The 26422-nt window shown below is 57.7% G+C and carries 20 protein-coding genes and 1 tRNA gene; 12 read left to right on the top strand and 9 right to left on the bottom strand.

Translation table 11 applies throughout. From position 1 onward, the window contains the following. Positions 1-52 precede the first annotated feature (52 nt). From Q0478_RS04535 to Q0478_RS04500, 8 genes are all read left to right on the top strand, one after another. The gene (locus tag Q0478_RS04535; protein ID WP_298676637.1) at positions 53-1609 is read left to right on the top strand and encodes an ABC transporter substrate-binding protein; all 1557 of its coding nucleotides are present in this window, start codon (positions 53-55) and stop codon (positions 1607-1609) included. A 59-nt stretch (positions 1610-1668) separates the two neighbouring features. Continuing rightward, complete coding sequence (locus tag Q0478_RS04530; RefSeq protein ID WP_298676635.1) at positions 1669-2646, top strand: ABC transporter permease; 978 nt, start codon at positions 1669-1671, stop codon at positions 2644-2646. Then, the gene (locus tag Q0478_RS04525) at positions 2643-3512 is read left to right on the top strand and encodes an ABC transporter permease (protein WP_298676634.1); all 870 of its coding nucleotides are present in this window, start codon (positions 2643-2645) and stop codon (positions 3510-3512) included. Before Q0478_RS04530 ends, Q0478_RS04525 begins: the two co-directional genes overlap by 4 nt. Beyond that, complete coding sequence (locus Q0478_RS04520; RefSeq protein WP_298676633.1) at positions 3512-4486, top strand: ABC transporter ATP-binding protein; 975 nt, start codon at positions 3512-3514, stop codon at positions 4484-4486. The genes Q0478_RS04525 and Q0478_RS04520 overlap by 1 nt, the downstream gene beginning before the upstream one ends. Beyond that, on the top strand, positions 4483-5457 hold the full coding sequence (locus Q0478_RS04515) for an ABC transporter ATP-binding protein (RefSeq protein WP_298676631.1): 975 nt from the start codon (positions 4483-4485) through the stop codon (positions 5455-5457). The genes Q0478_RS04520 and Q0478_RS04515 overlap by 4 nt, the downstream gene beginning before the upstream one ends. A gap of 244 nt (positions 5458-5701) precedes the next feature. Next, a complete protein-coding gene (locus Q0478_RS04510) occupies positions 5702-6274 on the top strand; it encodes a hypothetical protein (protein ID WP_298676629.1) in 573 nt (190 codons plus the stop codon). Beyond that, positions 6204-7697, top strand: a complete 1494-nt coding sequence (locus Q0478_RS04505; protein ID WP_298676627.1) for a DNA polymerase Y family protein — start codon at positions 6204-6206, stop codon at positions 7695-7697. The genes Q0478_RS04510 and Q0478_RS04505 overlap by 71 nt, the downstream gene beginning before the upstream one ends. Next, a complete protein-coding gene (locus Q0478_RS04500; RefSeq protein ID WP_298676625.1) occupies positions 7694-10915 on the top strand; it encodes an error-prone DNA polymerase in 3222 nt (1073 codons plus the stop codon). Before Q0478_RS04505 ends, Q0478_RS04500 begins: the two co-directional genes overlap by 4 nt. Positions 10916-11108: 193 nt before the next feature. Here Q0478_RS04500 and Q0478_RS04495 read toward each other — a convergent pair. After that, positions 11109-11183: transfer RNA gene (locus Q0478_RS04495), tRNA-Gln, on the bottom strand. A 97-nt stretch (positions 11184-11280) separates the two neighbouring features. Further along, the gene (locus Q0478_RS04490; protein WP_298676623.1) at positions 11281-11778 is read right to left on the bottom strand and encodes an SH3 domain-containing protein; all 498 of its coding nucleotides are present in this window, start codon (positions 11776-11778) and stop codon (positions 11281-11283) included. 113 nt (positions 11779-11891) lie between these two features. Here Q0478_RS04490 and Q0478_RS04485 point away from each other — a divergent pair, with 113 nt between their 5' ends. From Q0478_RS04485 to Q0478_RS04475, 3 genes are all read left to right on the top strand, one after another. Then, positions 11892-12878 (top strand): D-glycerate dehydrogenase, encoded by a 987-nt coding sequence (locus Q0478_RS04485; RefSeq protein WP_298676621.1) that lies wholly within the window; start codon positions 11892-11894, stop codon positions 12876-12878. A gap of 50 nt (positions 12879-12928) precedes the next feature. Further along, a complete protein-coding gene (gene ggt, locus Q0478_RS04480) occupies positions 12929-14719 on the top strand; it encodes a gamma-glutamyltransferase (RefSeq protein ID WP_298676619.1) in 1791 nt (596 codons plus the stop codon). A gap of 156 nt (positions 14720-14875) precedes the next feature. Then, positions 14876-17383 (top strand): FAD-dependent oxidoreductase, encoded by a 2508-nt coding sequence (locus tag Q0478_RS04475; protein ID WP_298676617.1) that lies wholly within the window; start codon positions 14876-14878, stop codon positions 17381-17383. A 151-nt stretch (positions 17384-17534) separates the two neighbouring features. Here Q0478_RS04475 and Q0478_RS04470 read toward each other — a convergent pair whose 3' ends face one another. The 7 genes from Q0478_RS04470 to Q0478_RS04440 form a co-directional block, all read right to left on the bottom strand. Continuing rightward, positions 17535-17879 (bottom strand): carboxymuconolactone decarboxylase family protein, encoded by a 345-nt coding sequence (locus Q0478_RS04470; protein ID WP_298676615.1) that lies wholly within the window; start codon positions 17877-17879, stop codon positions 17535-17537. Between the two features lie 66 nt (positions 17880-17945). Then, positions 17946-18605 (bottom strand): DUF938 domain-containing protein, encoded by a 660-nt coding sequence (locus Q0478_RS04465; protein WP_298676613.1) that lies wholly within the window; start codon positions 18603-18605, stop codon positions 17946-17948. Continuing rightward, a complete protein-coding gene (locus Q0478_RS04460; protein WP_298676612.1) occupies positions 18602-19681 on the bottom strand; it encodes an FAD-binding oxidoreductase in 1080 nt (359 codons plus the stop codon). Before Q0478_RS04460 ends, Q0478_RS04465 begins: the two co-directional genes overlap by 4 nt. A 96-nt stretch (positions 19682-19777) precedes the next feature. Beyond that, positions 19778-20851 carry a BMP family ABC transporter substrate-binding protein gene (locus Q0478_RS04455; protein ID WP_298676610.1) on the bottom strand — a complete coding sequence of 358 codons (1074 nt, stop codon included), beginning with the start codon at positions 20849-20851 and terminating at the stop codon, positions 19778-19780. A 45-nt stretch (positions 20852-20896) separates the two neighbouring features. After that, positions 20897-21817, bottom strand: coding sequence for an ABC transporter permease (locus Q0478_RS04450; protein ID WP_298676608.1), 921 nt, complete (start codon positions 21815-21817; stop codon positions 20897-20899). Beyond that, a complete protein-coding gene (locus tag Q0478_RS04445) occupies positions 21817-22899 on the bottom strand; it encodes an ABC transporter permease (RefSeq protein ID WP_298676607.1) in 1083 nt (360 codons plus the stop codon). Before Q0478_RS04445 ends, Q0478_RS04450 begins: the two co-directional genes overlap by 1 nt. Further along, the gene (locus Q0478_RS04440; protein ID WP_298676606.1) at positions 22892-24409 is read right to left on the bottom strand and encodes an ABC transporter ATP-binding protein; all 1518 of its coding nucleotides are present in this window, start codon (positions 24407-24409) and stop codon (positions 22892-22894) included. Before Q0478_RS04440 ends, Q0478_RS04445 begins: the two co-directional genes overlap by 8 nt. Before the next feature lie 508 nt (positions 24410-24917). Here Q0478_RS04440 and dnaE point away from each other — a divergent pair. Next, positions 24918-26422, top strand: a 1505-nt coding sequence (dnaE, locus tag Q0478_RS04435; RefSeq protein WP_298676604.1) for a DNA polymerase III subunit alpha, incomplete at its 3' end; no start/stop codon positions are given.

Below are 26422 nucleotides of genomic sequence, written 5' to 3'. Positions count from 1 at the left end.
TGGCGGAATGCTCCGAGCTAGCCTGACGTCAATAAAAAACAGGGAGATTATAATGAAACTCATGACACGCCTCTTGGGCGCCGTCGCTATTTCAGCCTCGTCGCTCACTGCTGTGCCAGCCTTTGCCGAGGGTGGCACTCTGGTGATTGCAACAACACAAGCCCCGCGCCACCTGAACGGCGCAGTCCAATCGGGCATCGCAACAGGGGTGCCTTCAGCGCAGATTTTTGCGTCGCCGCTGCGCTATGACGAGAATTGGGAACCTCAGCCCTATCTGGCCGAAAGCTGGGAGATGGCTGCCGATGGTATGAGCTTGACGCTCAATCTTGTGGCGGGGGCGACCTTTCATGATGGCAAACCTGTGACATCAGAAGATGTGGCCTTCTCGATAATGGCGACAAAGGAAAACCACCCTTTCAAGTCCATGTTTGCACCTGTTGAAGCCATTGAAACGCCTGATGCGCAAACGGCTATCATCCGGCTGAGTCAGCCTCATCCGGCCTTGCTTTTGGCGCTGTCGCCGGCTCTGGCTCCAATCATGCCAAAACATATCTACGGCGATGGGCAGGACATCAAATCTCACCCGGCCAATTCGACACCCATTGGCTCTGGCCCGTTCATGCTGGACGAGTTCAAGGCGGGTGAGCTTGTTGCGCTCAAGAAGAACCCAGATTTCTTTATTGAGGGACGGCCAAAGCTGGATGAAATTCTCATTCGCATTATCAAAGACCCGTCAGCCTTGCTGATCGCCATGGAAAACAGTGATGCAGATATGTATCCCTTCATGGCCGGCAGCCAGGAAATTCGCCGTTTGGAGAAAGCCGAGCACCTTGAAATTACCGATGAAGGTTACGCGGGTATTGGCCCTATCAACTGGCTGGCGTTTAACACCAAGAGTGAAAAACTGTCTGATGTGCGCGTGCGTCAGGCGATTGCCTATGCTGTTGACCGTGATTTTGTGACCAAAGCGCTGCACCGTGGTGTGAGCCAGCAGCAGCGTGGCCCGATCATTGAAAGCTCGCCCTATTTCACAGATGCGATTGCGCCCTATGATGTTGATCTGGACAAGGCCAACGCGCTTATGGCGGACGCCGGTTTTGGCGATGGTATGGATCTGACGATTGACTACATCCCTGGTCCGAAAGAACAACAGCAGTCCATTGCCGAGTATCTCAAGTCGCAGTTCAAAAAGATTGGCATCAATCTTACGGTGCGTGCGGCCCCTGATTTTCCCACATGGGCTGGCCGCGTTGGCGGGCATGACTTTGAGCTGACCATGGACATCGTCTTTAACTGGGGCGATCCGGTGATCGGTGTGCACCGCACCTATCTTTGCTCCAATATTCGCAAAGGTGTCATTTGGTCCAATACCCAGCAATACTGCAACGAAAAGGTTGATGAGCTGCTCAATGCTGCGGCTGTAGAGCTGGACACCGATAAGCGCGCGGCACTTTACAAAGAGTTCCAAGAGATCATCGGCCAGGACGTGCCGCTCTATACGATCAACGCGCTGCCCTATCACACGGCCTATGATAAGAAGCTCAAGAATGTGCCAACCGGGATCTGGGGCACCATGCACCCGATGGACACAGTTGAGTGGTCTGAGTGACCCAAACAGGGGGCCGCTCCAGTGAGCGGCCCTTTCTTCCTTAGAAAGCAGGTTTGAGTATGGGCATGTCTTTCCTTTTGCGCCGCCTCAGCTACGGGCTTTTGCTGATGTTGGGTGTTGTGGTCCTCAATTTCTTTCTGATCCGGCTGGCCCCGGGCGACCCTGCTGTGGTGATCGCGGGTGACATGGGCGGGGCAACCGAGGAAATTCTGGAGAGCATCCGCGAAGAATACGGCCTCAACAAACCAGTTTTGACGCAACTCTGGATATATATTTCAGGCGTGGCACAAGGCGATCTGGGCGACAGCTTCTTTTTCAACCAGCCTGTTGCAAAGCTGATTGGGGAACGTATCAGCCCGACGATCCTTTTGGTGATCACTGCTCAGCTGCTCTCAATCATGTTGGGTGTGGTTTTGGGTGTTCTCGCCGCGCGAAAGCCCAACGGCGTTATGTCGGCCTTTGTTTCGGTGTTTTCTACCATCGGATATGCCGTGCCGGTGTTTTGGACCGGCATCATGCTGATCATTCTGTTTGCCTCGACCTTTCCGGTCTTTCCGGTGGAAGGCATGCAATCCATCAAGCTGCGCAACGCAGGCTTTTTCACGCAGGCGCTGGATATAGCCCATCACCTTGTCTTGCCGGCCTTTACTCTCGCCATCATCTATCTGGCGCAATATGCACGGCTCTCGCGCGCTTCCATGCTGGAGGTTTTGAGCTCGGATTATATCCGAACAGCCCGCGCGAAGGGGGCCTCTGAGGGGACTGTTCTGTTCAAACACGCGTTGCGCAACGCAGCTCTGCCGATCCTTACGGTGGCTGGCTTGCAATTTGGCAATCTCATCTCAGGTGCGCTTTTGGTGGAGACTGTGTTTAACTGGCCCGGTATGGGGCGTCTTGCCTTTGATAGCATCCTGCGCCGCGATTATCCGACAATCATGGGGGTTTTATTCTTCGCCTCGATGATGGTTGTTGTGGCCAATCTTATCACTGACATCTCCTATCGCTGGGCTGACCCCAGGCTGAGAGGCCGCACATGAGCAATATGACCGATCACAGCGCCGAAAGCCCAGCACTGGAAGCATGGCGCATGTTCCGGCGCAATATTCCAGCGCTCTTTGGTGTGGCCATTCTTGCGCTGATTATCGTGCTCACACTTTATGGCCAATTATTCTATGATGGCGACGCTTTTGATGTCGTCTGGGCTCCTCATGAAGGTCCGGGGGTTACCCCCGAGTTTCCGCTTGGGACAGATTATCTGGGCCGCGATATTGTGGCGGGCTTGCTTACAGGCGGTGGCCCCACTCTGGCCGTGGGGGGCGCCGCTGCGCTCATTACCATGATCATCGGGATCTCTATGGGGGCGCTGGCGGGGTATTATGGCGGCTGGGTCGACAATCTGCTCATGCGCGTCACGGAGTTTTTCCAAGTTTTGCCAGCTCTGCTTTTCGCCATGGTGTTGGTAACACTTTTTTCGCCGTCGCTCTGGACGATCGCGATTGCGATTGGCGTTGTGAGTTGGCCGCAGACCGCCCGCCTGACGCGTGCGGAGTTTCTCAAGATCAAGGAACTCGAATATGTAACCGCGGCCCGTGCGATTGGAGCGCGCAATAGCCGTATTATTTGGAAGGTGATCCTGCCCAATGCAATGCCGCCACTGATTGTGTCGGCGACCCTGACCATCGGTGTTGCAATTCTGTTTGAGGCCGGTCTTTCCTTTCTTGGGCTTGGCGACCCAAATGTGATGAGCTGGGGGCTGATGATTGGGGCCAACCGCGAGTATATTCTCGATGCATGGTGGCCTGTCACCTTTCCCGGCTTGGCTATTTTCTTCACCGTTTTTGCTGTTTCGTTGATTGGCGATGGCCTGAACGATGCGTTCAACCCCAAATTGAGAGAGCGCTGATGACGGCCCTGCTTGATATCAAAGACCTGCGTGTGACCTTCAACACGCGTTACGGTGAGGTGACGGCGCTGGACAGTGTTGCGCTGCATGTCAACGCAGGTGAAACCCTTGGTATCGTCGGTGAGAGTGGCTGTGGGAAATCCATCACCGCGCTGGCGGCGATGGGGCTCATTCCGATGCCGCCGGGCCGAATTGCTGGCGGCTCCATCCAGCTGGAAGGCGAAGAGCTCACCACGGCCTCAGAAGCGCGGTTGCGCAAGTTGCGTGGGCGCGAAATTGCGATGATTTTTCAGGAGCCCATGACGTCTCTCAATCCCGTGTTCACGGTTGGTCAACAGATTGCCGAGGCGATCAGGCTGCACCAGAATGTCAGTGCCACACAGGCCTTCAGGGATGCGGTGGCCCTCCTTGATCGCGTTGGCATTCCCTCTGCTGCCGAGCGCGCACGCGATTACCCACACCAGCTTTCTGGTGGTATGCGCCAACGCGTGATGATTGCCATGGCCGTGTCCTGCCGCCCCAAGGTATTGATTGCAGATGAGCCGACAACAGCACTTGATGTCACTGTGCAGGCCCAGATTTTTGATTTGCTCAACGAAATTCAACGTGACTTTGGTGTGGCCATCATATTGATCACGCATGACATGGGCGCAGTTTCAGAAATGGCAGACCGTGTGGCAGTGATGTATGCTGGTCGTGTGGTTGAGCAATCCACGGCGGATAATGTGCTCGACATGCCCCAACACCCCTATGCGCGGGGCTTGATTGATTGCATCCCCGCGCTTGGAAAGGGGGAAACCGAGCTCAAGGAGATACCTGGCGTCGTGCCCCCCCTGCATCTTTTGGGGGCGGGGTGCGCCTTTGCTGACCGCTGCACGCTCAAAAATGCACGCTGCGAGACAGAAAAGCCGTTGTTGCTCAACCACGGACATCATCTTGCGGCTTGTCATGCTGTTGAGGAGGGGCGCCGATGACCGCGCTGTTAAGAGCCGAGGATCTGACGGTCCGCTTCCGTCTTGCAAAACAAAGTCTTTTTGGCCCGGCGGTGCATCTTGAAGCGGTGCGGCAGGTCTCTTTTACGCTCGAGAAGGGCCGTGCTCTGGGCATTGTGGGGGAAAGCGGGTCAGGGAAAACAACGACGGCCATGGCCGCCATTCGCCTGACAGAAGCCGCAGGGGGCAAGGTTTTGTTTGAGGGCGAAGACCTTTTGGAATTGGACGATGAACACATGCGCCTGCGCCGCCGTGACATCCAGCTTATTTTCCAGGATCCCTACAGTTCCCTCAACCCGCGCGCACGGGTGGTGGATATTGTGCGTGAGCCAATGGACCTGATGGAGATCGGCACGCCTGAAGAGCGCGAGGCGCGGGTGCGTGACCTTTTTGGGCTCGTGGGTTTGCGGCCTGATCAACTCAATCTCTTTCCGCACCAGTTTTCTGGTGGGCAGCGCCAGAGAATCTCGATTGCCCGCGCGCTGTCCACGAATCCAAAACTACTGGTTTGTGACGAACCTGTTTCCGCACTTGATGTTGCCATTCAGGCGCAAATCCTCAATCTTTTGGCACGGCTGAAGGATGAGCTTGGCCTGAGCTATCTGTTTATCAGCCATGATTTGGGCGTTGTGCGCCATGTCTGTGATGACGTGGCGGTGATGTATTTGGGCAAAATTGTTGAAACTGGGCCTTGTGAAGCGTTGTTTGACGCGCCCAAACACCCCTACACGCAAGCGCTGCTTGCCGCGGCACCCTCGCTGGCGCGCAGAAAATCCAAAGGCTATGCCCGGCCCATGAAACTCTCAGGTGATCCGCCTTCACCGCTCAACCCACCCAAAGGCTGCGCTTTTGCCGAGCGCTGCCCAAAGGCACAGGCGATCTGTCGGGAAACACCTCCTGATCCGCAGAAGTTGGGTTCACTCACCGTTTCATGCCATTTTGCGGGGTCATAACCCGAAGTTTGCGCGACCACTGACCCGGCAAGAGCGGAATTAGAAACGCCGTGTTTATGTTTTGATTTGGCGCGCGTTTTCTTTGGGCCGTAAACTTGCGATGAAGGCGATATAGGGTAGCCGTTATCAGGGCAAAGATGAACAGAAAGAGCTTACCCCCAAGGTTGGCGGTGAGCCCGCTGCTGAATGTTTACAGGGCACTTGATATATGGAAACCGGTTGCGGCTTCATTTACGGTGGTGTCATGCGAACAGATATTGCACTCTCTTTTCCCTTGAAACGCGCTTGCGTGCACGAGGTTTGTGGCAACGGAGCGTTGGGGTTTTCTGCGATCTGTGCGGCCTTGGCGCGTGAGCAGATGCTTTGGATTCGCGAGCGCTGGCGCTCTGATGTGGTGAACCCTGTCGGGCTGGCTGCTTATCTTGATCCTGCCCTTATCTTGCTGGCGCAGGTGGTGTCTCAAGCGGAAGCTTTGGCTGTTGCTGAGGAAGCCTTGCGCGATGGGGCTGTGCCTTTGGTTGTGATAGAACTCACGCGCCCGCTCAATCTGACGGCGGGGCGGCGGCTTCAGCTTGCAGCGCAGGCGGGCAAGACAACGGGGCTGTGCATTCTTCCTGAAGGGATGGGCAGCCATGCGGCCACAACACGTTGGCGTTGTTCTTCGGTTTTTGATTCTCAAGACGCAGACTCGACTCTGATGCACTGGGAGCTTATTAAGAACAAATCAGGAACATTATGTGATTGGTATGTTCGATGGACACCGACAAAGCCCAACCCGGCGGATCGTCTCGCTGTGGTTTCCCCGCCTCGCCAGTGAGCGGGTTTTGCGGCGGCGCGCTGTTGCCGGCCCCTTTGCGATCACCATAAAGGAAAAGAACGCAGACCGCATTTATTGTCTGAATGCAGAGGCCGAGCAGGCCGGGCTGTGTCGAGGGATGCCCTTTTCAGATGCGCGCGCATTTTGCTGTGAGCTGGAAAGCCGTGTGGCGAACACATATGCGGATCATCATATGCTGCTGATGCTGCGGCGGTGGGCGTTGCGCTATTGCCCATGGGTTGGTCTGGAGGGCCATGATGGCCTGACATTGGATGTGACGGGATCAGCGCATTTGTTTGGCGGCGAAGCGCTCTTGCTGGCAGATCTGCGTGGTCGCTTGGCGCGGGCGGGATTTTCCGTTTGCGTGGGGCTGGGCGATACACGCGGCGCCGCTTGGGCTTTGGCGCGGCATGGCGAAGGAGTTGCGCCACCCAACCAGCCGTTAGAGGCCTTGAGCCAGCTGCCTGTGGCGGCCTTGCGTATTGAGACCAAAACCGATGTTGCTTTGCAGCGCCTTGGGTTGCGCACCATTGGCGCTTTGGTCAACGCGGCCCGCCCCCCTCTTGCGCGACGCTTTGGGAAAGACCTGCTGATGCGTCTGGATCAGGCCCTTGGCGTGCAGCCTGAAGAGATCACCCCGCTGGCTGAGCCGCCACAGTATGCGGTGCGCATGACGCTGCCTGAGCCTATCGGATTTTATGCAGATGTCATGGCGGGCACCGAGCGTTTGCTGGCGCAGCTCTGTGCGAAACTTGCAGCGCATGATGTGGGCGCCCGCGTCTTGTGTCTGTCGCTTCGGCGGGTGGATGGCGCGCCACAGGACATCGAGTTGCGCCTTGCGCGGCCGCTGCAGGATGCTGCGCGCATTTTGCCCCTGTTTCAGCGGGGTATTGGCGCTGTTGATGCCGGTTTTGGGATTGATCAGTTGCGGCTTTCGGCAAGGTCCATTGAAAAAATACCCGCGCAACAGCTGAGCCATATGGCCTCCTCAGGTCGCAAAGACCAGCTGGATGATCTTTTGACACGGCTGGGCGCGCGGATCGGATTGGAAAACATACAGCGCTTCCTACCGGCCGACAGCCATATCCCGGAGCGGGGTTTTATCCTTGCCGCTGCGGCCTTCTCTGAGCCGAGCCAAGCATGGACAAGAACGCAGCCTCGCCCTCTGTGCCTGTTTTCGCCGGAGGCGATTGTCGGGCATGGCCCCAATCCGCCGAAACGGTTTCGCTGGCGGCGTATGCTTCTCACAACAGGGCGTGCCGTGGGGCCGGAGCGCATCATGCCGGAATGGTGGTTGGAGGATGAAAACTGGCGGTCTGGCCTGCGCGATTATTGGTGCGTGGACACGTGCGAAGGGCGCCGGTTGTGGCTGTTTTATACACCGCAAAACCCCGCTTGGTTTGTGCAGGGAGAGTTTGCATGAATTATGCTGAGCTGTGTGTCACCACCAACTTTACCTTTCTCACCGGGGCCTCACACCCCGAAGAAATGATGGCGCGCGCTGTTGATCTGGGGCTTGAGGCGATCGCCATCACAGATCGCAACTCGCTCGCCGGTGTGGTGAGGGCTTATTCGGCCTTGAACGTGTTGCGCAAAGAGCGGGCAGAAAATGCAGCGCTTCCCAAGCTGATCATCGGGTGCCGTCTGGTGCTGCGTGACAGCGCGGTGCAGTGGCTGGCGCTGCCCACAGACCGCGCGGCCTATCAACGGCTCACCCGGCTTTTGAGCCTTGGCAAACAGCGCGCGAAAAAGGGCGACTGCCATCTGGATCAAAGCGACCTTGTTGCCCATGGCGCAGGCATGATCCTGATTGCCTTGCCGCCTGCCCTGAGCGGCGCGCAGCAGGATATCGCGCCCATCCAGCGCCGCTTTCCCGGCTTTGTCTTTCTGGGGGCTGCCCCGCGGTATGATGGCAGCGATCAGGCGTATTTCAAAGCCTGTGCAAACCTTGCACTGCGCAGTTCGACCCCTTTGGTTGCGGTGGGGGATGTGTTGATGCACCACGGCAAGCGCAAGCAATTGGCGGATGTGCTGACCTGCATGCGCGAGCACATCACGATTGACCAAATCGGCACCCGTGCGCTGCCCAATGCCGAGCGCCGCCTCAAAGGCCATGCGGATATGGCGCGGCTGTTTCGCAATCACCCGGCTGCCTTGCGGCGCACATTGGAAATCACCGCGCGGTGCAGCTTTGATTTGAGCGAGCTGAGCTATGAATACCCCGACGAGATCGCTGAGGGCGAAAGCCCCATGGCGCGGCTGGAGCGCTTGGCGCGGGACGGCCTGACGCGCCGCTATCCCCAAGGGGCCACAGACAAGGCGCGCGCCCAGCTTGAGAAGGAGCTGAAGCTGATCGCCAAGCTCGATTTTCCGGCCTATTTCCTGACGGTGCATGAAATTGTGGAATATGCGCGCGGCCAGGGTATTCTGTGCCAAGGCCGTGGTTCGGCGGCCAATTCCATCATCTGTTATCTGTTGGGCATAACAGATGTCAGCCCGGAGACCATCACTATGGTGGTTGAGCGGTTTGTCTCCGAGCACCGTGGCGAGCCGCCTGATATTGACGTTGATTTTGAGCATGAGCGCCGTGAGGAAGTGATCCAATGGATTTACCAGCGCTATGGCCGCCATCGTGCGGGGTTGTGCGCCACTGTGATCCATTTTCGCGCGCGCGCGGCGATACGCGAAGTGGGCAAGGTGATGGGGCTGTCTCAGGATGTGACAGCGCGTCTTTCGGGGCAGATCTGGGGCCAGTCCAACAGCGGCGCCGACCCTGAGCGCATTCGTGAGATGGGGCTTGATCTTAACGACCTGCGCCTTGCGCAAACCATCCGTCTGATTGGCGAAGTGATCGGCTTTCCGCGCCATCTCTCGCAACATGTGGGGGGCTTCGTGATCACCAAGGGGCGGTTGGATGAGCTGTGCCCGATTGAAAACGCGGCAATGGACGACCGCACGATTATCGAATGGGATAAGGATGATATTGATGCGCTTGGCATTCTCAAGGTTGATGTGCTCAGCCTTGGTATGCTGACTTGCATTCGCAAAAGCTTTGATTTGCTTGAAGAGCACGAACAGAAAAGTTTGAGCATTGCCACGATACCGCAGGCCGATACCAAAACATATGATATGCTGTGCGTGGCTGATGCGGTTGGCGTGTTTCAGGTGGAAAGCCGCGCGCAGATGAATTTCCTGCCGCGTATGAAGCCCCGCGAATTTTATGATCTGGTGATCGAGGTGGCCATCGTGCGCCCCGGCCCCATTCAGGGGGGCATGGTTCACCCCTATATCAACCGCCGGCAAGGGAAAGAGCCGGTGAGCTTTCCCTCTTCGGAGCTTGAAGATGTATTGGGCAAGACGCTTGGTGTGCCCCTGTTTCAGGAGCAGGCCATGCAGATCGCTGTTGTTGCCGCCGGGTTCCCACCTGAAGAGGCCGACCAGCTGCGCCGTTCTCTGGCTACCTTTCGTAAAATGGGCACCATTGGCAGCTTTCGCGACAAGTTTATCGCGGGAATGCTGGAGCGCGGCTATGAGGCGGATTTTGCCGAGCGGTGCTTTTCACAAATAGAAGGGTTTGGTGAATATGGTTTCCCCGAAAGCCATGCGGCGGCCTTTGCCATGTTGGTTTATGTTTCGGCTTGGTTGAAGTGTCACCATCCTGCCGTTTTTGCCTGCGCGCTGCTCAATAGCCAGCCTATGGGCTTTTATGCCCCAGCTCAGATCGTGCGTGATCTGCGCGAACATCAGGTTGAGGTGCGGCCCATCTGCGTAAATGCCAGCGCTTGGGACAACAGGGTTGAGCGCCGTGCTGACGGGGCGTTGGCCCTGCGTTTGGGCTTTCGTCAGATCAAAGGGTTTCGCGAAGATGAGGCTGCGTGGATTGTGGCTGCGCGCGGCAATGGGTATCAGGATCCGGAGGCTGTGTGGCTGCGCGCCGGTGTGACCCCGGCTGTGCTGGAGCGGTTGGCCGAAGCTGATACATTCTCAAGCATGGGGCTGACACGGCGTGACGCGCTCTGGCAGGTAAAATCGATACGCAGCCAGAGGCCATTGCCCCTGTTCAATGATCCGATTGACGGAGAAAGCATTCAGGAGCCAGAGGTTCGCTTACCTGCCATGCACTTGGGAGAAGAAGTTGTTGAAGATTATGTCTCAACCCGCCTCACCTTGCGGGCGCATCCGATGGAGCTTTTGCGCCCCTCAATAGACGGCCTTACCGCGCATAGCCAATTGCCTCATGTCCCGCTGGGGCGGGTGAGCGTATGCGGTCTGGTGATTACGCGTCAAAGGCCGGGCACCGCCGGAGGTGTTATCTTCCTGACACTGGAAGACGAAACCGGCGTTTCAAATATTGTCGTCTGGAAAAATGTTTATAAACAGTTCCGCCGCAGTGTTATGGGGGGGCGTTTGTTGCGCGTCACAGGCTATCTGCAACGCGAGGGTATTGTTGTGCATCTGATTGCCCAACATATCGAGGATATGTCGCACAAGCTTTCCGAGCTGGGCCACCCGATGAAAGACGCCATTGGCCTCACCCCGCCCCAAGCGGACGATGCTCCAAGGCCGCCGCGCACAGCCTCGCGTGCCCGCCATCCACGCGAACAAGCCAAAGGCCTGTTCCCCAGCCGCGATTTTCATTGACAGAGCCCGGCACAATCCCGCCCACCCTTGGCCGGCGGCCTCTCCCACGACCCGGCGCAAACAAATCGGCCTTCATGGGAGCTTCTACAGGAGCATATGTGCTGTGCGTTGGGGGTCATAGCGCCCTCACGATACAGAAATAGAATGCACAAACATGCAGTTCTTGCTGAAACCTGTCTTATTTAGAGGTGTTTGGCTGGGATGGTAGGATTCGAACCTACGATCTACTGTACCAAAAACAGTTGCCCTACCGCTAGGCCACATCCCAACTCTGAGGCGCTAGTTACGCCGCCTTGCCTGTGCTTTCAAGATGGATTGTGAATTTTTTTGTCATAATCTGTCAAGATATCTGCTGTGCGGGAGGGTTACTCGATAATTTCGTCAGCAGAGACGCCCCAAAGCGCAGATTTGGGTGCCCAGCCTTTATACCCACCTGCCGAGAGGCGGCACCAGTCTTGGGAGCATTTTTGGAGGCGTGCAATCACGCCAAGCTCAAGTTGGGCCGTGATCTGGCTGTTCGTATCGGGCCTGATGTGCAAAGCTTGCATGTCTTGATCGACAATCACATTGCGCGCGCCCGAGAGCAGCGAGTAATGGACCCATCCCCCGGCCCCCTCGCGGTCGCGCACGCGCCGCCAATGTCCGTATTCTGCGGTCACTTCGACAGGCATTCCTTTTCGACGGAAGACCCAATCAATCTTATGGCTCAGAGAGGGGCCACGCCGCACATTGCATTCATCTGACTTTGTTGTGACAAATCTTGGCAAGGGCAGGTTGGTTTCGCTGCCACGGGTTTGCTCGGCGGGTGCTGTGCCTGCAAGCAGGCCAAGCGCCAAGGAGAGGGCGGTTAACAGTTTTTTCATGGCGTGTTCGTTGTGGCCTTGCTGCTTTTTTGCCGTTGGGTTCTTGTGCCTCGGCTTTCTATGGGTCAACTTGCCAGTAACACGCCAAAAAGAAAAGCGATTGGAGCCTAAACATGCCAACTGGACGCCTGAGTGTTGTTGTCACGCGACGCCTGCCGGAGCCTGTTGAAACGCGGATGAAAGAGCTTTTTGACGTGCGGCTGCGGGACACAGATGCGCCCATGAGCCGCGACGAACTGGTGGAGGCGATGTCGCAGGCAGATGTGTTGGTGCCATCTCTCACCGACAATCTGGATGCGAGTTTGCTGGCGCGTGCGGGTGAGCGCTTGAAACTGATCGCCAATTTTGGCGCAGGATTTGACCATATTGATGTGGCCACGGCCTTGCAGCGAGGCATTCTGGTGACCAATACACCGGGGGTTTCGGCTGATGACACTGCCGATATGACCATGGCGTTGATGATGGCTGTGACCCGGCGCATCCCTGAGGGCCTGCAAAACATCAAAGAGGGAGGGTTTGCCGGCTTTTCCCCCACGGCCTTGCTGGGGACGCGGGTGAGCGGAAAGCGGCTTGGAATCCTCGGTATGGGGCGCGTAGGGCAGGCGGTTGCCCGTCGCGCAAAGGCCTTTGGGATGCAAATCCATTATCACAACCGCCGCCGCTTGCGCGATGAGACAGAGGCTGCGTTTGAGGCAACCTACTGGGAAAGTCTCGATCAGATGGTTGCAAGGATGGATGTGATTTCGGTAAATTGCCCGCACACCCCTTCGACATTTCACTTGATGAACGCACGCAGACTAAAGCTGATGAAGGCTGGTGCTGTGATTATCAACACATCTCGTGGAGAGGTGATTGACGAACCGGCCCTAACACGGATGCTGAAAGCAGGGCAAATTGCCGGGGCCGGGCTTGACGTGTTTGAGCACGAAGGTGAGGCAAACGCCGATTTGCGTGGCTTGAGCAACGCCGTCTTGCTGCCGCATATGGCCAGCGCCACTCTGGAAGGGCGGCTGGAAATGGGCGAGAAAGTTATCATAAACATCAAGACTTTTGACGATGGGCACCGACCGCCTGATCAGGTGGTTCCTTCGATGCTTTAGAAATCGGGTGCCCTGCAGGGCGCCAGAGACCTGACCAGATGGAGGCGCGTATGAATTTGAAGTGTAAACATGCTCTGGCCGTTCTGTTCTGTCTGATTGTGACTTTTGGCAATGCCCAACAGAGCGCCGATGAGGTGGCGCCTGAAGGCAGCACGGCCTTGGGCGGATATGCCGCCAGCCTGGCTGTCGCCGCGGCCCAAACCCTGAAAGCTGAGGGTCTTCCTGTAGAGGCGCAAAGCTGGATGATTTCTGTGGCCAACCCCTATGCCGCGCAAGCGGGCGCGGCTGTTTTGGCGGCGGGGGGCACGGCCGCTGATGCCATGGTCTCTGCGCAAGCAGTTCTCGGGCTGGTGGAGCCACAAAGCTCGGGTTTGGGCGGCGGTGCCTTTCTGCTGTGGTATGATGCAGAGACAGGAGTTTTGAGCAGCCTTGATGGCCGAGAAACAGCGCCCTTAAAGGCCAATCCAACCCTGTTTCAAGATGCATCCGGTGCACCGCTCAAGTTCTTTGATGCCGTCGTTGGTGGACGCTCTGTTGGGGTTCCGGGCACGCCAGCATTGATGCAAGAGGCGCATAGGCGTTGGGGGAAAACCCCTTGGGCGGGGTTGTTTTCTTCTGCTGTCGGCCTTGCAGAGGACGGGTTTATCGTCTCGCCAAGGTTGGCAGAGATGGTCAGGGCGGACGCCGATTTTCTCTCAAGAGACGCTGAGAGCCGTGCTTATTTTCTGCCCGAAGGACAGCCGGTTTCCCAAGGTCAGAAGCTTGTCAATCCGGCCTATGCCCAAAGCTTGCGGGCGCTTGCGGGAAAGGGCGTTGCCGCCTTCTACACAGGCGATATTGCCAAAGCGATTGTTGAGAAGGTGCGCAATGCGGAGCACAATCCGGGCGTTCTGAGCGACATTGACATGGGGCTCTATCAGATCCGGGAGCGCCCGCCAGTTTGTGTTGGCTATCGCGGGTATGAGATTTGCGGCATGGGGCCACCTTCGTCGGGCGGCCTGAGTGTGGGGCAAATCATGGGGATGCTTGAGGCTTACAATCTAGGCGCGCCAACTGAAGCCGATGTGTGGCGGCTGTTGGGAGACGCCACGCGACTGAGCTTTGCGGACCGTGGCCGCTATATCGCTGACAGCGATTATGTGCCGGTGCCGACGCAAGGGCTGATTGCTTCTGATTATCTGCGCCAGCGTTCCAAATTGCTCGCTGGTCCGCGCGCGCTCACCGAGGTCTCTGCCGGACAGCCCGAATTTGATCACAGTTTGGACTTGGCGGATGATGAGGCGATTGACTTGCCGTCAACCTCTCACATTTCAATTGTCGATAGCTACGGCAACGCCCTGTCTATGACCACGACCATTGAAAACGCCTTTGGTTCGCGCCTTATGGTGGGTGGGTTTTTGCTCAACAATGAACTGACGGATTTTTCGTTTCGCTCCCATCGCAACGGCACGCCTATTGCCAACCGTGTCGAGCCGGGCAAACGTCCGCGCTCGTCGATGGCGCCCACCATCGTGCTGAAAGACGGTCACCCCAAGGTTATTCTTGGCAGCCCGGGCGGGTCGCGCATTATTCCTTATGTGGCCAAGACTCTTGTGGCCCATTTGGATTGGGGGCTTGACCCGCAAGCCGCTGTGAGTTTGCCCCATCTTGTCAATCGTTTCGGGGCTTATGATATTGAAGCCGGGACATCCGCCGAGACATTGGCGGCACCTCTTGAGCAAATGGGATATGAGGTGGCCATCAGGGGGCTAAACTCTGGATTGCATATGATTGCCGTGACGGACAGTGGCCTGCTTGGCGGCGCAGACCCGCGCCGCGAGGGGATTGCTCTGGGGGAGTAAGGGCGGGTCGCGAGGCTGGAGCAGTGCTGAAATCTGAGTGTAATTTGGTCCAGGCTTCGGGAGAGTCGTTTTTTGCCCTAAGCGGTCGGGAGTCTGCCGTGCTGCTGGGTTGGTTTGCGTCATATCATGTGCAACGCCAAGCCAAGGAGTCGGCTCATGAAAACCCAAGTTAAAGCTCTAGTTGTCGGGGGCGGTGCTGTTGGCACGTCCATTGCCTATCATCTTGCGAAAGCGGGCTGGGACGATGTCATGCTTATTGAGCGTGATGAGTTGACTTCCGGTTCGACATGGCACGCCGCAGGGCTTTTACCGCTTTTCAACATGTCTTACGCGACCACGCATATTCACCAATATTCGGTTGATTTTTACAAGACTCTTGAGGCTGAAACCGGGCTCAATGCGGGCTTTGCTGTTGTCGGAAACCTGCGCATGGCGCAGACACAGGAGCGCATGGACGAGTATATGCTCTATGCCTCGACAGCCGAGACCTGCGGAGTGTCTTATGAGTGGCTCACGCCCGACCAGATCAAGGAGCGCTGGCCGCTCATCCGCACCGATGATCTGAAAGGCGCGATCTATCACAACACCGACGGTTACATTAACCCCGCCGATGTGACGCAGGCCATGGCCAAGGGCGCGCGCCAGCGCGGCGTGATGATCGAGCGCAAGTGGCAGGCCGATGGTTTTCACTGGAACGGCACACATTGGGAAGTGACGCTTTCCAAGATGGTCGAAAAGGGCGGCAACCTTGTCCCCTCTGACGAGCAGATCGTGGTGACCGCCGAGCATGTTGTCACAGCGTCAGGCAACCACGCGCAACGCACGGCGAAGATGCTGGGCATCAAGATGCCGGCGATCCCTGTGGAGCACCAGTTTATCGTGATGGATCAGGACCCGGAGCTTGTGAAATTCCGCGCCGAAGGCGGTGTGGAGCACCCTGTGATCCGCGATGCGGATGCGCAGTCTTATGTGCGCGAAGAACGCGGTGGCTGGATCTTGGGCGTGTATGAAAAGAACGCGCCAGCGGTGTTTGAGCACGGTGTGCCCGACAGTTTCCGCGCCGATCTCTTCCCGCTCGATCTGGAGCGGATCGAAGAGCAGTATATGGCCATGATCCACCGTATTCCTTCCTGTGAGGAAAGCGGGTTGAAAGACGATTTCAACGGCCCGATCTGCTACACGCCCGATGGCAACCCTCTGGTCGGCCCGGCCCCCGGCTTGCGCAACATGTGGTTGGCCGAGGGTTTCAGCTTCGGGATCACAGCCGCGGGTGGCACGGGCTATTATCTTGCACAGATGATGGTGGATGGCGAAGCCGAGATCGACATGGCGAGCCTTGACCCCAAGCGCTACTCGAGCAATTGGATGACAACCGAATTTGCTGCGCGCAAGAACGAAGAGTGCTACGACCACGTCTATATCCTGCACCACCCTGACGAAGAGCGCCCCGCCTGCCGGCCTTTGCGCACGGCGCCCGCTTATGACCGCCAAAAGGCGCGCGGCGCGCAGTTCGGCTTTGTGAACGGCTGGGAGCGGCCCAATTACTACGGCCCGCTGGATGCGCCGGATAATTTTGACCATGACGCGCGCAGCTTCCGCCGTGGCGGGTGGTGGCAACATGCAGTGGATGAGGCCAAGGCGATCCGTGAGGGCGTTGGCTTGATTGATGCCACGGCCTTTACCAAACATGTGGTCAAAGGCCCCGGCGCGACCCAGTTTCTGGACTGGTTCACTTGCAACAAGCTGCCGAAAGTGGGCCGCATCAACCTGACCTATGCGCTCACAGCCCACGGCACGACTCGCACGGAATACACCATCGTGCGCAATGGCGAGAACAACTACTACCTCGTCTCCGCAGGCGCGTGGACGGAATATGACGCCGACTTCCTGCGCAAGGCCGCTGAGGACAAAATGGACGAATTCGGCTATATCGAAATTCAGGATGTGACGACGCAATGGGGTGTGTTTGCCATTGCTGGCCCCAAGTCGCGCGATGTTCTGAAGGCTGTGATCAAGGATGCCGACCCAGAGACAGCGCTCACAAACAAGCGCTTTCCGTGGCTTTCAGCCCGGCAGATCGAGCTGGGCATGTGCCCTGTGAATGCGATCCGCGTGGCCTATACGGGCGAGCTTGGCTGGGAGTTGCACCACCCGATCGAGATGCAGAACTACCTGTTCGATCTGCTTGAGACGGCCGGCGAGCCACATGGCATGAAGCTCGTGGGCGCGCGCGCGCAAAACTGGCTGCGCCAGGAGAAGAGCTACCGTGCCTTTGGCAACGAGCTGGGCCGCGATGCGACACCTGCGGAAGCCGATTTGCCGCGCTTTATTGACCTTGAGAAGGACTTCCACGGCAAGGAGGCAATGGTGGCAAAGGGCGTTCGTTCCAAGTGCTGCACGCTGCTCATCGACGGCCCCGCCGATGCGGACCCTTGGGGCCGCGAGGTGCTTTACACTGAAGATGGCACGCGCGTGGGCCGTCTGACGTCAGGGGGCTATTCCGTGGCTTTCGAAACGTCGATCGGGATGGGGTATGTGAAGCCTGAGCTGGCGGTGGAAGGCACGAAACTCAAGGTCAAGATGCAGGACAAGCTCTGGGACGCGGTTGTGAGCTGTGATAGCCCCTATGATCCTAAAAATGAAACCATCCGCAAGGATGGGTGATTGGGGGTTTCGGATGCTTCGCATCCGACCCGCTGGGGGCGTTGCCCCCAGACCCCCAGGATATTTTTGGCAACAAGAAAGGGGGGGATTTTTTTAGCCCACTTTGAAGTGGCTTTAGGGAACACTGGGGTCGTGACGGCGTAGCGTTGGCTCAGGAGCCTTGAGTGGATAACTCATCATAGCATTCCAGCGCTTTGGCAGCATACATCATGGCCGGACCACCGCCCATCTGGAGGGTCATGGCCAATACATCTGAGATTTCCGCGCGGCTGGCGCCTGTCTTGATCAAGGCTTCAACATGCAGCGCGATACAGGCTTCGCATTGTTTGGCCACGGCGATGCCCAAGGCGACAAATTCCTTTGTCTTGAAGTCCAATGTGCCGCCTTCTTTGACCGTTTTGCCAAGAAGGCCGAAAGCGCGGGTTGTTTCCGGGATCATCTTGTTAAGGCCGCGCAATTGGTTGCGCGTGTTGTCCAATTTGGTTTGCCAGGTCATTGAGCTGTCCTTTGTTGCCGTTTTGCGAGGCAAACCATGGACCGAGGAGGCCAGCCTTGACCTAGATCAGAAAGGGCGCGTTGCGACGAAGGAAATATTGTTTGCAGGCATTTCGATGACTTGGACCAAGTCCATGCCCGAGGTGTGGATCCAATCTATCACGTCCCAGTCGTCTTTATAGCCAACCTCGGGGTCTTCGGCGCGCAGGGTTGCGTCAAAGTCGGCGTCCCCTTCCGAGGTTGCGTGGCCGTCACGCAGGAAGGGGCCATATATATGAAAGATTCCCTCCGGAGCGAGGGCTTGCCCGGCTTCGCGGATCACTGTGCGCGCTTCGGTTTCGCTGATCAGGTGCAAGAGGTTGGACAGTGTGATCAGGTTCTGTCCTTGATGGCTGCGGCCCCAGCCCGCTTTTGTGGCGTTCAATGCGATTGCAGGGAGAATGTTCAACTCTCCAGACTGCTTTGCCCAAGCATCAACGCTGGCCATGCGGGCTGCGCTTATTTCCGTGGGTTGCCAGACCAGCTGGGGCAAGCGCCCCGCGAGCACGGCGATGTGTTGGCCCGTGCCACTTGCAATTTCAAGGGCGCGGCCTTGAGCGGGAGCATGATATTCCAAAAGATCGGCAATCGGTTCTATATTGCGTGCTGCGGAGGGGGCAAACAAGCGGCCTTGGCCATCGTCTTCGGCGAAGCCTGAAATTGCAGAAAGATCGCGGGGGGCGCTCATGGGAGAAACCTCCTTGGGTTGAGGGCCGCGCGGGTGGCGGCGTCAATGTCGCTGGCGCGACCCAATATCAAGTCTGCCGCCAGTTGACTGGCGGCTGGAGCTGTCTGAAAGCCGTAGCCACCTTGGCCTGCAAACCAAAAGAAGCTTGGATCTTCACCGTGAAATCCGATTGTCAGATGTCGGTCTGGTGAGAAGGTGCGAAGCCCCGCCCAATTGGCCTCAAGGCGTGAAACGGGTTCCGTTACCATGGCTTCATATCGGGCAAGGCCTTCTGCGAGCACCATGTCATCGGCCCAGGCATCCATGGGGGGCATCGCGTCTTCTTCGGCAGGGGAGACAATGAGCGCGCCAGCATCCGGCTTGGCATACCACTGCTCTCCCACCCCAAAAAACATTGGCCAAGTGGCCACATCATGACCGCCCGGCGCGGGAATGCGTGCCATGGAGCGGCGCAAGGGTGTGAAGCCAAGCGGGCTGAGGCCTGCCAGCTTGGCCAAGTTATCAACCCAGGCTCCGGCGGCATTTACCACCAGTGCGGCTTCAAAGTGGGCATTTGGGGTGCTCACAATCCAGCCTTTCGAGCTGCGTTCCAGCGCGATAACCGGAGATCTGAGCACAATACGGCCCCCTTCGGCGCGTATATTGCGGGCAAAATCCTGCACCATTCGATCCGTATCAATATCCCAAGCCGACGTGTGATAGGAGGCATGAGAAACGGTGTCCGGATTGAGAATGGGAACTAACGCCTGCGCCTCTGTGATGCTGATCTGTTCCAACCCGAGGGTTTTGGTATCGGATAAAAACGCCTGATATTCATCTGGTTGGCCCAATACCATCAGGCCGCGTGGCGTGAGATAGCCTCCGTTTGCCTTGTGAAAGTAGTTGGCGCTGGCCTTGCTGAGCGCCACGGTCGAGGCCAGCCCGTAATTTGACTCATAGAGCGCAGCCGAACGGCCCGAGGCATGGTAGGCGAGGCTCTCTTCGGCCTCTAAGAGCAGCACTTTGGCTTGCGGGGCGAGCCGTGCGGCAACAGATATGCCCGCAATACCGCCTCCGATCACGATGATGTCGTGCATGGGTTTTCCTTTGATGTCCTCCCATGTCTGGCACAGCTTCGGACACAAAAAAAGCCCCGCTTTCGGCGGGGCTTTCGGACTGTTGAACAGTCAGGCTTATTGTGGAATGTCGCCTTCAAGGCCTTCCACATAGAAGTTCATGCCAGCCAGTGTGCCATCATCGGCAGTTTCGCCTTCGGCGAGCCAGGGTGAACCGTCCTGCTTGTTGATCGGGCCAGTGAAGGCGTGGTATTCACCTGACGCCAGCGCGTCTTTCAGGGCCAGAGCTTCGGCTTTGACACTTGCGGGCACTTTGTCTGTGATGTCACCAATGCCGACCATGCCTGCGCCGATGCCGTCCCATGTGCTTTTGGTGGCCCATGTGCCATCCATCACCGCTTTGGTGCGCGCGATGTAGTAAGGGGCCCAGTCATCAATGATAGAAGATACGCGGGGACCGTCTTTGAATTCGGCCATGTCAGAAGCCTGACCAAAACCGATTACATTGCCTGCGGCAGCCGCAGCAGCAAGTGGGGCGGTCGAGTCGGTGTGTTGCAGGATAACGTCCGCGCCTTGCTCGATGAGAACCTTGGCGGCGTCGGCCTCTTTGGCAGGATCAAACCAGGTGTAGGCCCAGACGATCTTGAACTGCACGTCAGGGTTCACCTTACGGGCGTGGATAAATGCCGAGTTGATGCCGCGGATCACTTCGGGGATGGGGAAGGAGCCGATGTAACCGATGATATTGCTTTCGGTCATATTGCCGGCGATGTGGCCTTGAATGGCGCGACCTTCATAGAAACGGGCCGAATAAACCGAGACGTTCTCGGCTGTTTTATAGCCAGTGGCGTGCTCAAATTTCACATTCGGAAATTTCTTTGCGACATTGATCGTGGGATCCATGTAGCCAAAAGAGGTTGTGAAAATAAGATCGGCCCCTTGCAGCGCCATCTGTGTCATCACGCGCTCTGCGTCGGCGCCTTCAGGCACATTTTCAACATAGACGGTTTCGACCTTATCGCCGAACTCTGCCTCAACAGCGAGGCGGCCTTTGTTGTGCTCATATGTCCAGCCGCCATCACCGACGGGGCCAACATAAACAAAGCCGACTTTGGTTTTGTCGTCAGCGAAAGCTGAAGTTGCCACCCCGAGCGCCACGGCAGCTGTGGCGAGTAGTTTGGTGAATTTCATGATCTGAAGTCTCCCTGATGCAGATTCTGTGCGTAACTTACTGTATTAACTTGAGGCGTGGAAGATGCGACCCAAAGAAGCGGGTGCGCGCGACTTGTCGGCTGACATGATGACCAGCACAACAATTGTTATGATATATGGTGACATAGACAAATATTCGACGGGGATGGCCACGCCAGCTGCCTGAAAATTAAGCTGCAAAACCGTGACTCCGCCAAAAAGCCAGGCACCCAGCAAAACCCGCCAGGGCTTCCAGCTGGCAAAAACGACAAGCGCAAGAGCGATCCAGCCGGCACCAGCGGTCATGCCCTCGGTCCATTGAGGCACGCGCACAAGGCTGATGTAGGCACCACCCAGCCCTGCACAGGCACCGCCAAAAAGAATGGCCAAAACACGGATGCGCACCACTTTGTAGCCAAGCGCATGGGCGGCCTCATGGTTCTCTCCCACCGCCCGCAAGACAAGGCCTGCACGGGTATATTTCAGCACGGCCCAGACGGCCGCAACAAGGCCAATTCCGAAATACACCATCAAATCATGGCTAAACAGCACTGTTCCCAGGAAAGGGAGATCGGACAGCACCGGGATGTCGAGTTGGGGCGTGGACGGTGGCTTGAGGCCCACATAGTCTTGCCCCAGCAGCGAGGATAGCCCGAGCCCAAAAAGAGTTAAGGCGAGCCCTGAGGCAACCTGATTGGCCAGCGTATATTGGGTAAGCAGCGCAAAAAGAAAGGCCAGCCCAGCCCCGCCGAGGGCTGCAAAGATAAAGCCCAGCAAGGGTGTGCCTGTGACGATGGTTGCCATGAAGCCGCAAATGGCACCGGTGATCATCATCCCCTCCACGCCAAGGTTGAGCACGCCCGCGCGCTCGACGACCAGCTCGCCGATACCGGCCAGCAAAATCGGGGTTGCAGCCACCAAGAGAGAGGCGAGCAACAGCGCAGGGTTAATGGCGGAAAGGTCCATTACACGGCCTCCTTGGAGATACGCTTGATACGATAGTTTGTCAGCAGGTCCACCGCGAGCAGGAAGAACAGAAGCATTCCCTGAAACAACTGAATTGCGGCGGCAGGGAGACCAAGATTGGCCTGCGCAATTTCACCTCCGATATAGGTCAGCGCCATGAGCAAGCCCGCAAAGAGAATGCCCACAGGGTGCAACCGCCCCAAAAACGCGACAATAATCGCGGTGAAGCCATATCCTGTGTTGAAATCAATGCTGATTTGCCCCGCCGGGCCGGCCACCTCAAACAACCCGGCAAGACCAGCCAGTGCGCCGGACATACCTAGACAAAACAGGATCAGCCGTGTCGGGTTTACGGAGGCAAACCTTGCCGCGCGGGGGGCTTCTCCGGTCAGGCGGATGGAGAAGCCGAGCATATGACGGTTGAGCAGGATGTAGGCGAAGATCACAGCGATAAAGGCGGCGACAACGCCCCAATGCATTCCCGACCCTGTGATCACCTCGTCGTTGAAGGCGCTGGGGTAGTCTTTCAGATTGCGCGATCCGGGGAAGCCATGACCATCAGGATTTTTCAACAATCCCAGCGACATGGACGCGAGGAGCTGCTCGGCCACATAGACCAGCATGAGCGATACGAGAATCTCGTTGGTCTGAAACCTGACCTTGAGCAAGGCCGGTATCATGGCCCAGACCCAGCCGCCAAAGGCGCCAGCGATGATCATGAGAGGGAAGATAAACCACGCCTCAAGGGGGTAAAAGGCGAGTCCCACACCGGCCCCGCAGATTGCACCCACGATATACTGCCCCTCTGCGCCGATGTTCCAGATTCCGGCGCGAAAGCCGAGGCTGAGGCCAATGGCGATGAGGATCAGCGGGCCGCCTTTGACCAGAAGCTGGGGGCGGTAATAGAATGCAAATTCACCAAAGAGCGGATCCCAGAAGATGGTGCGAATTGATTCAAAAGGATTTTTACCCAACATCATGAAGAGCAGGCCACCGGCGATCATGGTTGCGACGATGGCAAGGATCGGGGTGAGATAGGCGAAGGCCTGAGACGGTTGGGGACGTTTTTCAAGCTTAAACATGGGCCACCTCCATGCCATGTGCGCCGCCCATCATGAGACCGATCTCTTCAATGGTCAGACCCTGCGTGGGGCGGACCTCGGTGAGGCGGCCCTCGTTGAGGGCGGCGAAATTGTCAGCGACTTCCATGAGCTCATCAAGGTCCTGGCTGATCACGATGACGGCTGTGCCGCCGGCGGCCAGATCAAGAATGGCCTGTCGGATCGCGGCGGCGGCAGAGGCATCAACGCCCCATGTGGGCTGGTTTACCACGAGCACCTCGGGCTCTTGCAGGACCTCGCGGCCAATCACGAACTTTTGCAGATTGCCGCCCGAGAGGGAGCGGGCGGCATTGTCGGGGCCGGGGGTGCGGACATCAAATTTTTCAATAATTTCAGAGGCAAAGTTGCGTGCTTTGGACCAGTTTAAGAAGCCGTTCTGCGACAGTTTTTTGCGCAGATTGCCTGTCAGAAGGGCGTTTTCTGTCAGGCTCATGTTGGGCGCGGCGGCGTGGCCGAGGCGTTCTTCGGGGGCTGTGAGCAGACCGAGGGCGCGGCGGGCATTTGGAGAAAGCTGCCCGATCGGGGCGCCTTTGAACTTTATGGCGCTGGCGGCGCAGCGCTGCTCGCCGGAGAGCGCGAGCAAAAGCTCGTCCTGTCCGTTGCCCGCAACACCGCCGATTCCAAGAACCTCGCCAGCGCGCAAGCGCAGGTGAATGTTGCGCAGAGCTGTGCCGAAGGCACTGGGCGAGGGCATGGAAAGCCCCGCAATATCAAGAACCACCTCGCCCAGCGCCGCACCTGCGCTCTTGGGGGTTTGCAGCTCTGAGCCAACCATCAACTCGGCCATGTCGCGCGCGCTGGTCTCGGCGGGGACGCAGGTTCCGACATTTTTTCCCAGCCGCAGGATTGTGGCGGCATCACAAAGCGCGCGGATTTCTTCGAGCTTGTGAGAAATGTAGAGAATGGCCACGCCCTCGGCGGTGAGTTTGCGCAGGGTCTCAAAAAGGATTTCAACCTCCTGAGGGGTGAGGACCGATGTGGGCTCATCCATGATCAAAAGCTTGGGATCTTGTAACAAACAGCGAATAATTTCAACGCGTTGACGCTCACCTGCGGAGAGGTCTCCGACGGTGCGGAAAGGGTCGAGGGGGAGGCCATAAGCCTCGGAAACGGTGCGAATTTTCTCGGCCAGATCGCGCATGGCGGGGGGATTTTCCATTCCCAGCGCGATGTTTTCGGCCACGTTTAGGGCGTCAAACAGCGAGAAATGCTGGAACACCATGGCCACACCCGCAGCGCGGGCGGCGCGCGGCTCGGCGGGGGTGAAGGGCGTGCCGTGCATCTGCATGGTGCCGCTGTCGGGCTTCACGAGGCCGTAGATCATCTTCACCAAAGTGGACTTGCCAGCGCCATTTTCTCCAAGCAAAGCATGGGTTTCGCCCTCGTTGATCTCAAAGGAAACTTGGTCGTTGGCCACAACGCCGGGGTAGGCTTTGGTCAAGCCTTCGATCTTTAACAATGTCCCTGTCACGCAAGGTTCCTTTCCGGGTTTCCCCATCGGATGCGCTTTATTTGTTGCCGTTATCAAAGGCGGAAAGCCTGTGCCATGCAAGATTCGAATGACAGACCGCCGCGGAAACACTTTCTATGATTTGGCGAAAATCGAAAGGTTAATTCGTTAATTTGGCTCAAAAACCGGGGGGTGACATGCGTGCACAGCCCGTGCACCATGCGTGCACCGGGTGTTTGTTAACTTTTTGGGCGAAAAACCGTTAACGCGGCGCACGCTGGGGGGGGTGGGGGACGCTGTCCCCCGTCTTGAAAGCCTGCGGCTTTTCAGACTCCCCCTGAGGTATTTTGGACCAGAAGAAGACCGCAGGGGCGGTGTGCCGGGGGCCAGCGCAGGCAGGGTCTAATTGGCGGCCAGCCCAGACACCGGATTTTTCTGAAGAGACGACGCCGGGGCGTTTTGAGCGCGCGGGCAAAAAGCGCGCGCTTGGCGCTTTCCTGTTTCGGGTGGGGGTTGTAGGGTCGCGCGCATGAGCACATCACCACGATTCATTCACCTGCGGGTGCATACGGAATACTCGCTTCTGGAGGGGGCCGTGCGGCTGAAAAAGCTGCCGGGGCTTTGTGCGGATATGGCTATGCCGGCCGTGGCGGTGACAGATACGAACAATATGTTCTGTGCGCTGGAGTTTTCCGAGGCCGCCAAGGGCGCGGGGCTACAGCCGATCATCGGCTGTCAGGTCGATCTGGGCTACCACAGGCTTGAGCCGGGCGAGCGGCCGCGCCCGCCGGCGCCTCTGGTGCTGCTGGCGCAGAGCGAGGCCGGGTATGAGCATCTCATGAAGCTCAACTCCTGTCTTTATATCGACAAGGGCGGGGAGCTGCCGCAGGTGACGCTTGAGGAGTTGCGCGCAAATGCGGGCGATGTGATCTGCCTCACCGGTGGGCCTGATGGACCCGTAGGGCGGCTGTTGCGCGCGGGGCAGGGGCCAGCGGCCAGGGCACTGATGGAGACATTGGCGGATATTTTTGGTGACCGGCTTTATGTGGAGTTGCAGCGCCACCCCTCCGAGGATGGCAGCCAGCCGGAAGCCGAGCGCCTGAGCGAGCGCGGCTTTGTCGAAATGGCTTATGATATGGGCCTGCCGCTGGTGGCGACCAATGATGTCTATTTTCCCAAGGCGAGCATGTATGAGGCGCATGATGCGCTCATTTGTATTGCAGACGGGGCCTATGTGGACCAGCAGGAGCCGCGCCGCCGCCTGACGGCGCAGCATTATCTCAAATCGCCGCAGGAGATGGCGGTGCTCTTTGCCGATCTGCCCGAGGCGCTGGAGAACACCATCGAGATTGCCAAGCGCTGTGCTTTCAAGGCCTATAAGCGCGACCCGATTTTGCCGAAATTTGCCGATGACGAGGTGGTGGAGCTGCGCCGGCAGGCCAATGAAGGCTTGCAGGCGCGCTTGGCGGTGATTCCCCATGCGGTGTCTGTGGAGGACTATCAGAAGCGGCTTGAGTTTGAGCTTGATATTATCGAGGGCATGGGCTTTCCCGGCTACTTCCTGATCGTTGCGGATTTTATCAAATGGGCCAAGGACAACGGGATTCCGGTTGGCCCGGGACGTGGCTCGGGGGCGGGCAGCCTTGTGGCCTATGCGCTGACGGTGACCGACCTTGACCCTTTGCGCTACTCCTTGCTGTTTGAGCGCTTTTTGAACCCTGAGCGGGTCAGCATGCCGGATTTTGACATCGACTTTTGCATGGACCGGCGCGAAGAGGTGATCCGCTATGTGCAGGAGAAATACGGGCGCGATAAGGTGGGGCAGATCATCACCTTTGGAGCGCTGTTGAGCAAGGCGGCTGTGCGCGACATTGGCCGGGTTTTGCAGATGCCTTACGGGCAGGTGGACCGCCTTTCCAAGATGATCCCCGTGGAAGGGGTGAAGCCTGTGAGCATCGAGAAGGCTTTGGCCGAGGAGCCGCGGCTGCGTGAAGAGGCGAAGAACGAGGAAGTTGTGGCGCGCTTGCTGGATTA

Origin of the sequence: uncultured Lentibacter sp. (genome assembly GCF_937123735.1) — a bacterium.
Lineage (GTDB): Bacteria > Pseudomonadota > Alphaproteobacteria > Rhodobacterales > Rhodobacteraceae > Lentibacter.
The sequence above is the reverse complement of the archived record's forward strand: the minus strand, read 5'-3'. Positions and strand labels throughout refer to the sequence as shown.